The organism is Bradyrhizobium sp. CER78, assembly GCF_029846235.1.
Taxonomy (GTDB): Bacteria; Pseudomonadota; Alphaproteobacteria; order Rhizobiales; family Xanthobacteraceae; genus Bradyrhizobium.
In genome coordinates this window covers 71,010-85,753 of record NZ_JARVWP010000022.1, presented here as the reverse complement: position 1 = coordinate 85,753, position 14,744 = coordinate 71,010, and the positions used below count along the sequence as shown (strand labels likewise).

Sequence of the window (14,744 nt, the reverse complement as noted above, 5' to 3'; positions counted from 1 at the left end):
GTTCCCGAGATGACCGAGATGCCGACATCGACCGACCATAAGCAGCATCGTCATTCCGGGGCGCGCGGTAGCGCGAACCCGGAATCTCGAGATTCCGGGTTCGATGCTGGCGCATCGCCCCGGAACGACAGCTCCCACTTCGAGCAGGACCAGTTCCTGACCATCCTGGCGCGCGAGGAGGCGATCGCGCGCTTCGAGACGGCGCTGTTCCCGCGCCAATTGCCGTCCGAGGCGCGGCGGCTCGCCGATGCACTCGGCCGTGCGCTGGCGGAAGACGTGATGGCGCCGATCGACGTGCCGCCGTTCGATCGCTCCAATGTCGACGGCTTTGCGGTGCGCTCCGCCGATCTTGCGCGCGCAGGCGAGGGCGCGCCGGTGCAGCTCGCGCTGAACGGCGAGACGATTTCGTGCGGCACCGCGCCGGCCCTGCCGGTGCTCCCGGGCACTGCCACTGCGATTGCGACCGGCGGCCCGGTGCCGCGCGGTGCGGATGCGATCGTGATGGTTGAGCACACCCAGCCAGTCGGCCAAGGGGGCGGCAACGACGCCATCGAGGTCCGGCGTGCGGCATCGCCCGGACAGTTCGTGTCCTATGCCGGCTCGGACATCGCGCGCGGCGAGGCGCTGCTGCGCGCGGGAACGATCATCGGCTCGCGCGAGATCGGCATGCTCGCGGCCTGCGGCATCGCCGAAGTCGCGGTGGTGCGCCGTCCCCGCGTTGCGATCCTCTCGACCGGCGACGAACTGGTGCAGCCGGGCGAGACGCTGCGGCCGGCTGCGATCTACGACACCAATGGTGCGATCGTCACCGCGGCGATTGCCGAGAACGGCGGTGATGCGGCATTCCTCGGTGCGATTGCCGACAATGAGGCCATGCTCGAAGCCGCGATGCGCAAGGCGCTGGCGGAGAGCGACATGCTGGTGCTGTCCGGCGGCACCTCCAAGGGTGCGGGCGACGTCTCGCACCGGATCATCGCAAGGCTCGGCAAGCCCGGCATCATCGCGCATGGCGTGGCGCTCAAACCCGGCAAGCCGCTGTGCCTTGCGGTGTGCGACGGCAAGCCGGTGGTGATCCTGCCGGGCTTTCCGACCTCAGCGATGTTCACCTTCCACGACATGATCGTGCCGGTGCTGCGGCGGTTGGCCGGCCTGCCGCCGCGCTCGGATGCCAAGGTCGCGGCCAGGGTGCCGGTGCGCATCGCCTCCGAGCTCGGACGCACCGAGTTCGTGATGGTGTCGCTGGTCGAGGGCGCCGACGGTCTGATTGCTTATCCCGGCGGCAAGGGCTCGGGCGCGATCACGTCGTTTGCGCAGGCCGACGGCTTCCTGAAGATCGAGGCGCTGGCCGACCAGATGCCGGCCGGCAGCGACGCCGAGGTGACGCTGTTCACGCCGCATGTGCGGGTGCCCGATCTCGTCATCGTCGGCAGCCATTGCACCGGGCTCGATCTCGTCACTGCACCGCTGGCGCATGCCGGCCTTGTGGTGCGTTCGATCGCGGTCGGCAGTCTCGGAGGGCTCGCGGCCGCCAAGCGCGGCGAATGCGATCTCGCCCCGATCCATCTGTTCGACGACAAGACCGGGACCTACAACACGCCGTATCTGGCCGATGGCCTCGAACTCGTGCCGGGCTGGCGGCGCATGCAGGGCATCGTGTTCCGTCGGGACGACAAGCGCTTTGCCGGCTTGAGCGCAGAGCAGGCGGTGCGCGCCGCGCTCGCCGATCCCTCCTGCATCATGGTCAACCGCAACCAGGGCGCCGGCACGCGTATCCTGATCGATCGCCTGCTGGCCGGCAGCCGGCCCGACGGCTACTGGAATCAGCCGCGCTCGCACAACGCGGTTGCGGCCGCGGTGGCGCAGCACCGCGCCGACTGGGGCATGACCATCGCGCCGGTCGCGCACGCGTCCGGGCTCGGTTTCATTCCGCTCGCCGAAGAGCATTACGACTTCGCGCTGGTGACGGCGCGCAAGCAGCGGCCCGCAGTGCAGGCCTTTCTCGACGCGCTGGCATCGGAGCAGGGTCGCGCTGCGCTGACGGCGGCGGGGTTCGGGCCGGCGTAGTGCTCCGCATCCACCGCCGTCGTCCTGGCTTTCGCCGGGACGACGGCGGTGGATGGTTCTGGATTCTAGACGTCAAACAGGCAGTGTCATTACCCGCGAAAGCGAAAGCGGGTGATCCAGTATTCCAGAGGCCGTAGTGCTTGAGCCGAGAGGCCGCGGCGTACTGGATCGCGCGGTCGAGCCGGGCGATGACAGATGTGGGTGGGGACGCCGCTTCGTGGCCTCGCGACATCGAGGCTCCGGCTCAGTGCCGCATGGCGGTCTCCACGAACTCCAGCACGGAGCGCGGGACCTCTTCGTATTCGACGAAACGGCGCCGAAGCTCGTCGGCGATGTCGGTCGTCACGTCGCGGGACCATCCCTCGTTGGTGTTGAAGGCCACGATGCGGACCGGATGGCTGTATTGGTCATCCAGCAGGCGCCGGATCAGCGTTTTCCGGTCGGCGCCTTCTTCGTCGGTCTCGCACCAGGCACGGCCAAGCCGACCGAAATCGTTCAGCACGAGATAGGTGTCGTGGTCGATCTGATGCGGCACGATCGAAGGCGAGCGCGACATAGGTGGTCTCCGATAATGCAATTTTATCGCGTTCCGGTCGCCCCGCGCAGTGGAAACTTCGAGGTATATCTGTTGGACCGACGTTAGTCCGGTGCGGCGCATCGGCCGCCGTGGCCGGTCCGCTGCCGTTCAACCCCGAGAAGCTCTGAAGGCGATCCCCAGGGACGGACGGTCCCGCCAAATCCCGCCGGCAAGGCTGGCATGACATTGCATCAGCGCTGATATAAGCAGCATTGGACGTTAGATGGCTTCGGAGACGTGGATGAAAGTGATTGGCCTCGCAGGGTGGAGCGGCGCCGGAAAGACCACCCTGCTGTCGCGGGTGATCCCCCATCTGCTGGGCCGGGGCTTGCGCGTCTCCGTGATCAAGCACGCCCATCACGAATTCGATGTCGACGTGCCCGGCAAGGACTCCTGGGTGCACCGGCAGGCCGGCGCGACCGAGGTGCTGGTGTCCTCGACCCGGCGCTGGGCGCTGATGCACGAATTGCGCGGCGCGAGCGAGCCGCGGCTGCCGGAATTGCTCGCCAAGATGGCGCGCGTCGACCTGGTCGTGGTCGAGGGATTCAAGCGCGAGCCGGTCAGCAAGATCGAGGTGTATCGCGCCGCCAACGGCAAGCCGCTGCTGTTCCCCGACGACCCGCGCGTGGTCGGGATCGCCAGCGATGTTGCCGTTAAGACCACGCTGCCGGTCGTGCATCTCGATGACATCGAGGACGTGGCCGAATTGATGCTGCGTTCGGCGATTCCGGTCGACGATGTGCTCGCATCGGCCTCGGTCGAAAACTAAGCAGGGTGGGACGGTGCCGCCGTTGACGATGCGCAGCCGCTTCGCCATGGTCGCGCCATGACGACGACCAAGCTTGATCTCACCGGCCTGAAATGCCCGCTGCCCGCGCTGAAGACGCGCAAGGCCCTCAGGAGCGTAACGGCGGGAGATTTCCTCGAAGTGCACTGCACCGATCCGCTTTCGGTGATCGACATCCCGGCCCTGATCCAGGAGACCGGCGACAAGGTCGAGATCACCGAACGAAGCGATATCCGGATCGTTTTTCTGATCGAGAAGATGAATGGAACGATAGATATTTCAAATGCTGCAGCGCCGCGTACGCGCTAGATGCAGCTTGATTTCTACCATTTGCCTATCGACACCTATTTTCCATTCTGCGCGAATTGATAATCTCCGCCGGATCGCGGAGGTGGAGTTGTGCCCGGATGTGGGCACACCGACGGACAACGGCCGGCCTGCGTCCAGTTCAGGCTGCACGGCTTGGCATATCCGATCGGATTGGGGGTTAACATTCCCGGAAATGCGCGTGGTTGGTCCCGGCGCATCGAGGGAATGTGCGGCGCAGCTGCCTGACGGCAGCTGCAAGGGCTGAGACGGGATCGAAGACGCAGATGCGCCTGACGTAATGGCGGCTGCAGGGGAGGTATCAATGACCGCAGTGAGCAGCGCCGGACGCGTATCCGCGGCAAGCGCAGGTTTCCTTGACAAGGAACACACGATCGCGACCGCTGGCTTCAACCGCTGGCTGGTGCCGCCGGCCGCGCTGTGCATCCATCTGTGCATCGGCATGGCCTATGGCTTCTCGGTGTTCTGGCTGCCGCTGTCGCGCGCGATCGGGCTGACCGCGCCGAAGGCGTGCCCGGACATTTCGCTGGTGCAGGAGTTGTTCACGACCACTTGCGACTGGAAGGTCGCGAGCCTCGGCTGGATGTATACCCTGTTCTTCGTGCTGCTCGGCGTCTCCGCTGCGATCTGGGGCGGCTGGCTCGAGAAGGTCGGTCCGCGCAAAGCCGGCTTCGTCGCGGCATTGTGCTGGGCCGGCGGCCTCGTGATCGGCGCACTTGGTGTCTACACCCACCAGCTCTGGCTGATGTGGCTCGGCTCGGGCGTAATCGGCGGGGTCGGTCTCGGCCTCGGCTACATCTCGCCGGTGTCGACGCTGGTGAAATGGTTTCCCGACCGCCGCGGCATGGCGACCGGCATGGCAATCATGGGCTTCGGCGGCGGCGCGATGATCGGCGCGCCGCTCGCCGACAAGCTGATGAACTATTTCAGGACTCCGACCTCGGTCGGCGTCTGGGAAACCTTTCTCGCCATGGGCGCGATCTACTTCGTCTTCATGATGATCGGCGCATTCCGCTATCGCATCCCGCCGGCTGGCTGGCAGCCCGAGGGCTGGACGCCGCCGGCGAAGGCCAATGCGATGATCTCGACCAAGAACGTGCATCTCGACAACGCGCACAAGACACCGCAATTCTGGCTGATCTGGGGGGTGCTCTGTCTCAATGTGTCGGCCGGCATCGGCGTGATCGGCATGGCCTCGCCGATGTTGCAGGAGATCTTCGCCGGCAAGCTGATCGGTTTGCCCAATGTCGGCTTCAACGCGCTCGACGCATCGCAGAAGGCGCAGATCGCGGCAATCGCGGCCGGCTTCGCCGGCCTGCTGTCGCTGTTTAACATCGGCGGCCGCTTCTTCTGGGCCTCGCTGTCGGACAAGATCGGCCGCAAGAATACCTATTATACCTTCTTCATCCTCGGCATCGTGCTCTACGCGCTGGCGCCGACCTTCGCGGCGATGGGATCGAAACTGCTGTTCGTGCTCGGCTTCGGCATCATCCTGTCGATGTATGGCGGCGGCTTCGCCACCGTGCCGGCCTATCTCGCCGACATGTTCGGCACGCAGTTCGTCGGCGCGATCCACGGCCGCCTGCTGACGGCGTGGTCGACCGCGGGCATCATCGGTCCGGTGGTAGTGAACTATCTGCGTGAATTCCAGCTGGCCGCCGGCGTGCCGCGCGACCAACTCTACAACACGACGATGTACATCCTGTGCGGCATGCTGATCGCCGGCTTCATCTGCAACTACATGATCAAGCCGGTCGATTCGAAGTGGCACATGAGCGACGCCGAGGTGGCCAAGCTGCAGTCGGCGAGCGCCAGCGCCGATGCGGCCGGACCGCACGGTTCCTACGGGATCGGGTTCGGCGGGCTCGATGCCAAGGCTGCGCTGTTCTGGCTTTTCGTCGGCATTCCGCTGGCCTGGGGCATCTACATGACGCTGCTCAGCGCGGTCAAAATTCTCTGATCGCGACAATTATCGCCGCGGGTTGCCGATGCTCCGGCGCCCGCGGCGTTCGCTTTATTTCAATAAACAGAAATGGGATTGGGGGATTTCAATGTCTTGCACCCGGATATGTCTTGCCGCCGCGCTGCTCGCCCTGGGGCTTCACGCCGCGTCGGCCCAGACCACGGCGCCGGCCGCGCCGGCACAGGCCGCGACCACGACGGCCAAGCCGTCGAAGATGAAGCTGACGATGGAGAAGCTGAAGGAGATGAGGGCGCAGTGGCGCGCCAACAAGCCCAAGCTGAAGGCCTGCCGCAAAGAGGTCAAGCAGAAGGGCCTGACCGGCGACGACCGCTGGTTCTACATTTCGGATTGCATGGGCAAGAGCTGAGCAACGGCGCTCTGAATGCGACGAGGATTGAGTTGAGAGAGCACGCCGTGCGGCACCCCTCTCCCTAACCCTCCCCCGCAAGGGGGGAGGGAACCCTTCCGCCTCGGGCTCCCTCACAAGCACGCCACGGCAACCTCCAAAACGAAGTCGGTACTCATAGCGCCTCGTATGCATGACGGATCATGCAGCCGTTGAAACATCGTCTGTGCTTCCTGCGGCGTAACGTCAGGTGAGCACGCCAGTAGGGCTCCCTCCCCCCGTGCGGGGGAGGGTTGGGGAGAGGGGTAAGCCCCGGGCGAGATGATCGACGCGGAGTGTTTCCCTCCGCCTGCCATCACTCCGCCGCGGCGGGCGTCGCCTTGGCGGGCTCGAGCGCGGCGGCGATCGCCTCGTCGACCCGTTCGAGCCAGATGAACTCCAGCTTGGCGCGGGCGCCGGCGGGGATGTCGTCGTAGTCGCGCTTGTTGCGCGCCGGCAGCATCACCCGCGTCAGGCCCGCGGCTGCGGCGGCGACCACCTTCTCCTTGATGCCGCCGACCGGCAGCACGAGGCCGCGCAGCGAGATCTCGCCGGTCATCGCGGTGTCGCTGCGCACCGTGCGGTCGGTCAGCAGCGAGGTGAGGGCGGTGAACATCGCAACGCCTGCGCTGGGGCCGTCTTTCGGCGTCGCGCCGGCAGGGACGTGGACGTGGATGTCGCTCCTCTCGAAGATCGCCGGGTCGATGCCGAGCTGCGATGCGCGGCCCTTCACCAGCGTCAGCGCGGCCTGCACGCTCTCGCGCATGACATCGCCGAGCTGTCCGGTGATGGTCAGTCCGCCGCGGCCCGGCGTGCGCGAGGCCTCGATGAACAGGATGTCGCCGCCGACCGGGGTCCAGGCGAGGCCGGTGGCAACGCCGGGGATGCTGGTGCGCTGCGCGATCTCGTTCTCGAACCTGGGCTGGCCGAGCAGCGACACGATGTCCTTCGGCGCGATCGTGACGTGGCTAGTGCTGCCTTCGGCGATCTGCACCGCGACGTTGCGCAGCACCTTGCCGATCTCGCGCTCGAGGTTGCGGACGCCGGCCTCGCGGGTGTAGCTCTTGATGATGAGCCGCAGTGCGTCCGGATCAATCTCGACCTGCTCGGCCTTGATGCCGTTGGCCTCGAGCTGGCGGCGCACCAGATAGCGCTTGGCGATCTCGAGCTTCTCGTCCTCGGTGTAGCCGGCGAGGCTGATCAGCTCCATGCGGTCGAGCAGCGGGCCGGGGACACCGTCGAGCATGTTGGCGGTGGCGATGAAGACGACGCGCGACAGGTCGAACGGCACGCCGAGATAATTGTCGCGGAAGGTGCCGTTCTGCTCGGGGTCGAGCACCTCCAGCATCGCCGCCGACGGATCGCCCTGGATGCCGCGGCCCATCTTGTCGATCTCGTCCAGCATCATCACGCAATTGCGTGCGCCGGCCTTCTTGATCGCCTGGATGATGTTGCCGGGCAGCGCGCCGATATAGGTACGGCGATGGCCGCGGATCTCGGCCTCGTCATGCACGCCGCCAAGGCTGACACGAACGAATGGCCGCGACATCGCCCGCGCGATCGACTGCCCGAGCGAGGTCTTGCCGACGCCGGGCGGCCCGAGGAAGCAGAGGATCGGCGCCTTGCCGCCGGGCGCGAGCTTGCGCACCGCGAGATACTCGATGATGCGGCTCTTGATCTTCTCGAGGCCATAATGGTCCTGGTCGAGGATCTTGCGCGCCTCCGCGATGTCGATCGGCTTCTCGTCCGGAATGCTCCAGGGCAAATCGATCAGCCAGTCGAGATAGCTGCGCACCATGCCGGATTCGGCCGCCGCCTCCGGCATCCGCTCGTAGCGGCGCAATTCCTTCTGCGCCTGGCTCTCGGCCTCCGGCGGCATCTTGGCTTCCACAATCGCCTTGGTCAGCTCGGCGACTTCAGCCGCCTTGCCGTCGCCTTCGCCGAGCTGGCGCTGGATCGTCGCCATCTGCTCGCGCAGGATCGCTTCGCGCTGCCGCTCGTCGAACACCGCCTTGGTCTTCTGCCCGATCTCCTGGCTCAGCCGCAGCACCTCGATGCGCTCGGCGAGATGACGCGAGACCTTGTCCATCCGCGCCACGAGGTCGATGGTCTCCAGGATGTCCTGCTTCTCCAGCGGCTTGATGTCCATGTAGGAGGTTGCAAGGTCGGCGAGCGTCGCCGGCGAGGTGGTGCCTTGCAGCGCGGCGATCAATTCGGGCGGCGTCTGCGGCAGCAATTGCGCGGCCTCCAGCGCCTGGCGCTGCAGATTGAGGAAGCGCGCCTCGATCTCGGGCGAGGTGGTGGTCGGCTCCGGGATCTGCAGCACACGCGCCGCGAGGAACGGCGTGCCGGGCAGATAGTCGAGCACGCGCATGCGCTGCACGCCCTGGCAGACCAGGTGATGGCTGTCGTCGGCGCCGGTGATGTAGCGTACGATGTTGGCGACGGTGCCGACGCGATAGAGCCCGTCGGGGCCGGGATCGTTGGTGTCGGGATCACGCTGCAGCAGGATGCCGATCGGCCGCTGCTCGCGCACCGCCTGCTGGGCGGCGGCAATCGAGGTCGCCCGCGCGATCGTGATCGGGATGATGACGTCCGGAAACAGCACGGTGTTGCGCACCGGGACGATGATCGTCGCGTCGCTCGGGATCGGCGCCGAGCTCGCCGGGCTTGAAACGTCTGATGCAGCCATGGCGAAATCCTCTAGCTCGATTTTCCGAGCCGCAGGCCGACGCAGCCATGCGCGGCAAAGCGGCTGATGGTGTAGCGGCCGGTCGGCAGCGCGATGCGCCGCTCGAAGCGGCCTTGCGGCAGCTCGAGGCGCAGGATGCGGGCGTTGCGCAGCTCGGAGGGCAGGGTGCGGCGGCCGGAGATCACCAGCGTGCCGCCGTCGAGCGCGGCCTCGACCTCGTCGGGATCGACCCCCGGCAGCGCGACCAGGATCAGGATCTCCTCCTCGGTCTCGATCACGTCCATCGGCGGTTCCCAGCTCGGCTCGCTGGTCTCCCCGCGCGGGTGCAAGTTGAGGAAGCTCTGGTGCAATCGTTCGGCGCGGGCGAGCGCCTCGATCGCATCCGTCAGCATCCAGTTGATCTGATCCTTGGGCCGCATGGGCACTCTCCACGTCGCATTGGGAGGCAACGTTACCGGTCTTGCAGCCGACCGTAAACCGGTGGCTCCGGGCGCTGCCGAGCGGCGGCGGGATTGTCCAAAAATGTCACGATTTGCCGCATGGTTGTGATGCACCGGGGCGCTTTGCTTGGACCCGTGATGGCTCGGTTCTGATCGTCGCCTACAGCCAGCCGGAACGCCTGAATCGCCAGAACAGCGCGCCGCATGCGGCCAGCATCAGGCCCATCACGACGAAATAGCTGTACTCCCATTGCAGCTCCGGTATGTACTTGAAATTCATGCCGTAGATGCCGGCGACGGCAGTCGGCACCGCGACGATCGCAAGCCAGGAGGCGAGCTTCTTGGAGATTGCGGTTTCCTGCGCCTGACCGACCAGCAGGCTTGCTTCAAACGCAAAGGCGAGCACCTCGCGCAGCGAGTCGATCCGCTCCTGGATGGTGCGGACATGATCGGTGACGTCGCGGAACAGCGGACGCATCGCGACACGCACCATCGGCAGGTCGTCGCGCTCGAGCCTCCGGCAAACTTCGACGAGCGGCCCGACTGCGTTGCGCAGTCGCAGCAGGTCGCGCCGCAGCAGGTAGAGCCGTTCGATCTGCGCCCGCGTCATCGCGCTCGCCAGCACCTCCGCCTCCATCCTCTCGACCTCGTCCTGGATGGTCTCGAGCACCGGGGAGTAGTTGTCGACGATGAAATCGAGGATGGCATAGAGGATGTAGTCCTCACCGCGGGCAAGCGCGCGCGGGCAGCTCTCGCAGCGTTCCCTGACCGGCGCGTAGGACGTCGAGGCGCCATGGCGCACCGAGACGATGTAGCCCTCGCCGACGAACAGATGCGTCTCGCCGAACGAGATGTTCTCGCCCACGAGCTGCGCGGTACGCGCCACGATGAACAGCGCGTCGCCATACTGCTCGATCTTCGGCCGCTGATGCGCGTGATCGGCGTCCTCGATCGCGAGGTCGTGCAGCTGGAATTGCCGCTGCAAGCTTTTCAGCAGCGTCATGTCGGGTTCGTGCAGGCCGATCCACACCACATGATCCGGCTTGTCGCGCCAGCTTGCGGCCTCGTCGACCGCGATATTGGCGACGCGTCGGCCCTCGACATAGACCCCTGCCGCGATCACGCCATCGGATTGGACGGGCGCGGCGGTTGCGAGATTTGGCGATACGAGGTCCATGGTCTCCACCCTCGACGCGGCCATATCCGCGTGACGACAATTCGCAATCAAAAAGGCTAGCACCGAATAGAAGCTGGTCAACACGCGCCGGGACGTCGCGTTCCGCCTTGCCTGGGACGTCACGACGGGTTGCCAGGGGCTGGACGGTCTTTATGCGGCGCCTATGCCGCACCGCGGCGTGCCCTCTCGAATTCCTACGGCCGCCTCAGCATCTTCTGGTGTGACGCGGTGCGCTCGCGCGCGCCGCCAACAGGAAGGTGGGACATGACCTTGCTCCATGTACACGAAGTCCGGCCGCGCGGTTCTGCCGGCGCTGTCGGCCCGGTCCTGAAGCGGACGATCCGGCGGATCGGCGCGGCCTTCAGGACGATTCACCGCGCCATCGCCGCCGCCAAGATCCATCGGCTGCGCAACGAGCTGCTGCTGCATCGCGGCCATGAGGGTTGGACACGGGCCAATCTCCATGCCGGCCTGCCCGGCGGCGATGCCGAGAGATATCCGCGGGCCCCGGTCGTGCTCGGCGAGAAGTGGGACTACTGAGATGCGCGCGGCGTCACTCATCGCTGGCCTGCTGCGCAGCGCCGCGGAAGGGCTGCTCAAATTCCTTGCCTGGATCGGCGAGGAGCCGATCGGCAGCTACCGGCCCGAGGCGCATTACATGCGCGGCCCGGGGCCGGCCTGGCAGGCCAAGCATCAGCCGGGTCAGGTGGCCTCGCTGCGCCGCGCCAGGTGATCGAGCAGGTTCATCGGCAGCGGGAATACCACGGTTGAGGAACGCTCGCCGGCAATGTCATGCAGCGCCGCGAAATAGCGGAGCTGCATCGCCTGCGGCTCCTGGGCGAGGATCCGGCCGGCCTCGACCAGCTTCTCTGCGGCCTGCTGCTCGCCCATCGCATTGATCACCTTGGCGCGCCGCAACCGTTCTGCTTCGGCCTGCTTGGCGATCGCCCGCACCATGGTCTCGTTGATGTCGATGTCCTTGATCTCGACCGCGGTGACCTTGATACCCCAGACGTCGGTCTGCTTGTCGAGGGTCTCCTGGATGTCGGCGTTCAACTTGTCGCGTTCGGCCAGCATCTCGTCGAGCTCGTGCTTGCCGAGCACCGAGCGCAGCGTGGTCTGGGCGAGCTGGCTGGTCGCGGCCATGTAGTCGCCGACCTTGATGATGGCGCGCTCGGGATCGACGATGCGGAAGTAGAGGACGGCGTTGACCTTGACCGAGACGTTATCGCGGGAAATCACGTCCTGCGGCGGCACGACCTGCACCATCACCCTGAGATCGACCTTCACGAGCTGCTGCACCACCGGAATCAGGATGATCAGCCCCGGGCCCTTCACCCCGGTGAAACGGCCGAGCGTGAAGATGACGCCACGCTCGTATTCGCGCAGCACGCGCACCGCCTGGGTCAGGAAGATGATCACGAGCAGCGCGACCGCCCCGTAGGTGAAATAATCAAGCATCATGCTGTACCTCCTTCGCCGGCGGATGCCGGCGCACGCCGCACCACCAGCGTCAAATCGATGATATTGGCGACCTCGACCGTCTCGCCCGCCTTGAAAGTCTCGGTGCCGCGCGCTTGCCAGCGTTCGCCATTGGTGAAGACGTGGCCTGATGTCTCGGACCAGTCGAGGACCTCGGCCGGAAGCCCGCGCATGGCTTGCGCACCCATCCGCAGCGGGCCGTTACGCGCGCGGCGCAGCGCCCCCAGCACGACGAGGATCAGCCCGGTGAACATCGCCGCGACGATGGCGATGAGCGGCCACGACAGGCGGTATCCGGGCGCCTCGATCCGGAACAGCATGGCGGCTCCCAGCACGAAGGCGACGATGCCGCCAAGGCCGATCACGACGGTCGGGTTGAAGGCCTCGATCGCGAGCAGCGCGATCCCGACCAGCATCAGGGCGAAGCCGGCGTAGTTGATCGGCAGCATGTTGAGCGCGTAGAGGCCGACCAGCAGGCAGATCGTGCCGACCACCCCGGGCGCCACGGCACCGGGCGACATGAACTCGAAGATCAGGCCGTAGATCCCGACCATCAGCAGCACGAACGCGATGTTGGGGTCGGTGATGACTGCGAGCACGCGCGAGATCCAGGTGGGATCGATGGCTTCGATCACGTCATCCCTGGTCGCAAGGCGCTGCGTCTTGCCGCCGGCAAGCTCCACCGTCCGGCCATCGATCTGTCTGAGCAGGTCGGCCGGATCATGCGCGGTGAATTCGATGACATGGGCCTCCAACGCGGCGTTGGTGGAGAGGGTGGCAGCGTCGCGCACCGCCTTCTCGGCCCAGTCGGCATTGCGGCCGCGCAATTCGGCCAGGCTGCGGATGAAGGCGACGGCATCATTCGTCACCTTCGCCGTCATGGCATCTTTCGGCTCGGCAGGGCTGCTTCCGTCCTTCTGCTCCTTGCCACCCTTGTCCGGCGTGCTGCCGGGCAGGCCCGGTAGCGGGCCGCCGATCTGCACCGGCGTCGCGGCGCCGATATTGGTGCCGGGCGCCATGGCGGCGAGATGGGTCGCATAGAGGATGTAGGTCCCGGCGCTCGCGGCATGGGCGCCGGAGGGGGCAACGTAGCCGATGACGGGAACGGGCGAGGCAAGCACGTCGGTGATGATCTCGCGCATGCTGGTGCTGAGACCGCCCGGCGTATTCAGGCGCAGGATCACGACCTCGGCGTGCCGTTCGGCCGCCTTGGCCAGGCCGTCCTTGACGTAGCTGGCCGCTGCCGGCCCGATCGCGCCATCGATTGAAATCGTCAGGGCAAGGCGGTTGCTGTCCGCGGCCGTACCGGGACGGATGGAGACGACCAGAGCGACCAGTGCGATCGCCACAACGAGAGCCGCCTTGAAGGTCTGCACGGCAAGCACTCCCTTGCCGTGGATATGGGGCGCGGTTCCGGAACCTCAATATGGCGCGGCGTCACGGACGAAGCCGGGCGTGCCATTGTGCATTGCGATGGCTTGCGGCGGCTCGGCGAACTCACTGCGCCACGGCGAGATATTCGTCGGCAAGCGCCGCCATCGTCTGCGCGACCTCGGCCTTGTCAGTTGCACCCAGCTGCACGATCGGCAGTCGCGTTGCCGGCTGCATGAGCCCCAGCAGCGCCAGCGCGAATTTCAGGGCGGCAGGATGCTCGCGCTCCAGCAGGGCTGCGAGCGGCACCAGCCGCTGGTGCAGCTCACGCGCCTGGTACAACCGGCCCGCGCGGAAATGCCGGTAAACGGCCACGTAGAGGTCGGGCGCGACGTTCGCGACAGTCGAGATGCAGCCGTCGCCACCGGCCGCGAGCCAGGCCAGCGACGAATGATCGTCGCCGGTCAGCATCCGGAACGTGGCGGGCAGGCGTGAACGCAGGCGTGTCAGGCGGGCGACGTCGCCGCCGCCGTCGCGCAATCCCGCGAAGCGCGGCGATGCGGCGAGCTCGAGCAGCGTCTCGTCCGCGAGGCCCTTCACGGTCCGCGACGGAATGTCGTGCAGGATCACCGGCAGCGTCGTCGCCGCAGCGACGTCGCGGAAATGCGCCGCCATGCCCCGTGGCACCGGCTTGTTGTAATACGGCACGACCGACATGATGGCGTCGGCACCGGCCGCTTCGACAGCCCTTGTGAACGTGACGGCGCGATCCGTCGCGTTCGATCCGGCGCCGGCGATGATCCGCACCCGCTTGCGCGCGACGCGGGCGGCGATCTCGACGAGCTGCACGCGCTCGGCGGGCTCCAGCGTCGCGTTTTCGCCCGCGGTCTCGCCGACCACCAGCGCCGAAGCGCCGGCCGCGATCTGACGCTCGCATAGCCGGCCGAACGCATCGGCGTCGATTTCGTCCCGGTGGTTGAAGGGGGTCGGAAGATCGGGGATGAAGCCCGACAGCCATTCGGCCGAATCAGCCTTCGATGCCCATCTGGATGTTGTCAGCGAGATCATGGGGTGGCTCAGGCCACGCGGCTCGCGGGGAGGGGCGCTGTCTCGCCGCTTGTATCGAGCTCGAGCTCGCGCGACAGCTCGATGATCATTTCGGGGTGCTGGCCGTTCTCGAACAGCGCGTATTTGACGGCCTGGGCGCGGTTGACGAACAGGCCGCCATAGAGGCCGTTCTGTTGCTGGGCGACCCACTGGCCGCGGTGGTTGCGGCCGATGAAGACAATGGTGGACGCTGCGCTACACGAGGGAGGTTCGACGAGTTTCACGGATGGAGTCCTTATTCTCTTGCTTGACGCATTTTCTTCACGCGAACCGGTGTTCACTTCGCTCGAAAACGCTTTAGTGGAAGTCACGCGATCAATGTCTGTGTTGCCGGATATGAAATCGAGCGCGAGCGACCGGCGACTTCATAGG

General features: G+C 66.3%; 15 protein-coding genes. 7 read left to right on the top strand and 8 right to left on the bottom strand.

Features of this window, described 5'->3' with window-relative positions; all coding sequences use genetic code 11:
* Positions 1 to 9 precede the first annotated feature (9 nt).
* On the top strand, positions 10 to 2,064 hold the full coding sequence (locus QDT69_RS32805) for a molybdopterin biosynthesis protein (RefSeq protein ID WP_279710606.1): 2,055 nt from the start codon (positions 10 to 12) through the stop codon (positions 2,062 to 2,064).
* Positions 2,065 to 2,308: 244 nt separating this feature from the next.
* Here the strand turns inward: QDT69_RS32805 and QDT69_RS32800 are convergent, their stop codons facing one another.
* Positions 2,309 to 2,620 carry a hypothetical protein gene (locus QDT69_RS32800; RefSeq protein ID WP_279710605.1) on the bottom strand — a complete coding sequence of 104 codons (312 nt, stop codon included), beginning with the start codon at positions 2,618 to 2,620 and terminating at the stop codon, positions 2,309 to 2,311.
* A gap of 262 nt (positions 2,621 to 2,882) precedes the next feature.
* Here QDT69_RS32800 and mobB point away from each other — a divergent pair, with 262 nt between their 5' ends.
* The 4 genes from mobB (at position 2,883) to QDT69_RS32780 (ending at position 6,085) form a co-directional block, all read left to right on the top strand.
* Positions 2,883 to 3,410: a molybdopterin-guanine dinucleotide biosynthesis protein B gene (gene mobB / locus QDT69_RS32795; RefSeq protein ID WP_279710604.1), complete on the top strand. Its 528-nt coding sequence runs from the start codon at positions 2,883 to 2,885 to the stop codon at positions 3,408 to 3,410.
* Between the two features lie 57 nt (positions 3,411 to 3,467).
* On the top strand, positions 3,468 to 3,737 hold the full coding sequence (locus QDT69_RS32790) for a sulfurtransferase TusA family protein (RefSeq protein ID WP_279710603.1): 270 nt from the start codon (positions 3,468 to 3,470) through the stop codon (positions 3,735 to 3,737).
* A 322-nt stretch (positions 3,738 to 4,059) separates the two neighbouring features.
* Positions 4,060 to 5,715 (top strand): OFA family MFS transporter, encoded by a 1,656-nt coding sequence (locus QDT69_RS32785; protein WP_279710602.1) that lies wholly within the window; start codon positions 4,060 to 4,062, stop codon positions 5,713 to 5,715.
* Between the two features lie 91 nt (positions 5,716 to 5,806).
* The gene (locus QDT69_RS32780; RefSeq protein ID WP_279710601.1) at positions 5,807 to 6,085 is read left to right on the top strand and encodes a hypothetical protein; all 279 of its coding nucleotides are present in this window, start codon (positions 5,807 to 5,809) and stop codon (positions 6,083 to 6,085) included.
* 334 nt (positions 6,086 to 6,419) lie between these two features.
* Here QDT69_RS32780 and lon read toward each other — a convergent pair whose 3' ends face one another.
* From lon to corA, 3 genes are all read right to left on the bottom strand, one after another.
* Positions 6,420 to 8,795: an endopeptidase La gene (gene lon / locus QDT69_RS32775; RefSeq protein ID WP_279710600.1), complete on the bottom strand. Its 2,376-nt coding sequence runs from the start codon at positions 8,793 to 8,795 to the stop codon at positions 6,420 to 6,422.
* An 11-nt stretch (positions 8,796 to 8,806) separates the two neighbouring features.
* On the bottom strand, positions 8,807 to 9,214 hold the full coding sequence (locus QDT69_RS32770) for an Hsp20/alpha crystallin family protein (RefSeq protein ID WP_163149919.1): 408 nt from the start codon (positions 9,212 to 9,214) through the stop codon (positions 8,807 to 8,809).
* Between the two features lie 181 nt (positions 9,215 to 9,395).
* Positions 9,396 to 10,412, bottom strand: coding sequence for a magnesium/cobalt transporter CorA (gene corA, locus QDT69_RS32765; protein ID WP_279710597.1), 1,017 nt, complete (start codon positions 10,410 to 10,412; stop codon positions 9,396 to 9,398).
* Between the two features lie 264 nt (positions 10,413 to 10,676).
* On the opposite strand from corA, the gene QDT69_RS32760 reads away from it, so the two are divergent.
* On the top strand, positions 10,677 to 10,952 hold the full coding sequence (locus tag QDT69_RS32760) for a hypothetical protein (protein WP_279710596.1): 276 nt from the start codon (positions 10,677 to 10,679) through the stop codon (positions 10,950 to 10,952).
* A gap of 1 nt (position 10,953) precedes the next feature.
* Positions 10,954 to 11,145: a hypothetical protein gene (locus QDT69_RS32755; protein ID WP_279710595.1), complete on the top strand. Its 192-nt coding sequence runs from the start codon at positions 10,954 to 10,956 to the stop codon at positions 11,143 to 11,145.
* Here QDT69_RS32755 and QDT69_RS32750 read toward each other — a convergent pair.
* From QDT69_RS32750 to QDT69_RS32735, 4 genes are all read right to left on the bottom strand, one after another.
* On the bottom strand, positions 11,115 to 11,876 hold the full coding sequence (locus tag QDT69_RS32750; protein ID WP_279710594.1) for a slipin family protein: 762 nt from the start codon (positions 11,874 to 11,876) through the stop codon (positions 11,115 to 11,117). The genes QDT69_RS32755 and QDT69_RS32750 overlap by 31 nt on opposite strands.
* A complete protein-coding gene (locus QDT69_RS32745) occupies positions 11,873 to 13,270 on the bottom strand; it encodes a nodulation protein NfeD (protein ID WP_279710593.1) in 1,398 nt (465 codons plus the stop codon). The genes QDT69_RS32750 and QDT69_RS32745 overlap by 4 nt, the downstream gene beginning before the upstream one ends.
* 121 nt (positions 13,271 to 13,391) lie before the next feature.
* Positions 13,392 to 14,333, bottom strand: a complete 942-nt coding sequence (gene dapA, locus QDT69_RS32740; protein WP_279710592.1) for a 4-hydroxy-tetrahydrodipicolinate synthase — start codon at positions 14,331 to 14,333, stop codon at positions 13,392 to 13,394.
* 8 nt (positions 14,334 to 14,341) lie between these two features.
* Positions 14,342 to 14,596: a hypothetical protein gene (locus QDT69_RS32735; protein ID WP_279710591.1), complete on the bottom strand. Its 255-nt coding sequence runs from the start codon at positions 14,594 to 14,596 to the stop codon at positions 14,342 to 14,344.
* Positions 14,597 to 14,744 lie beyond the last annotated feature (148 nt).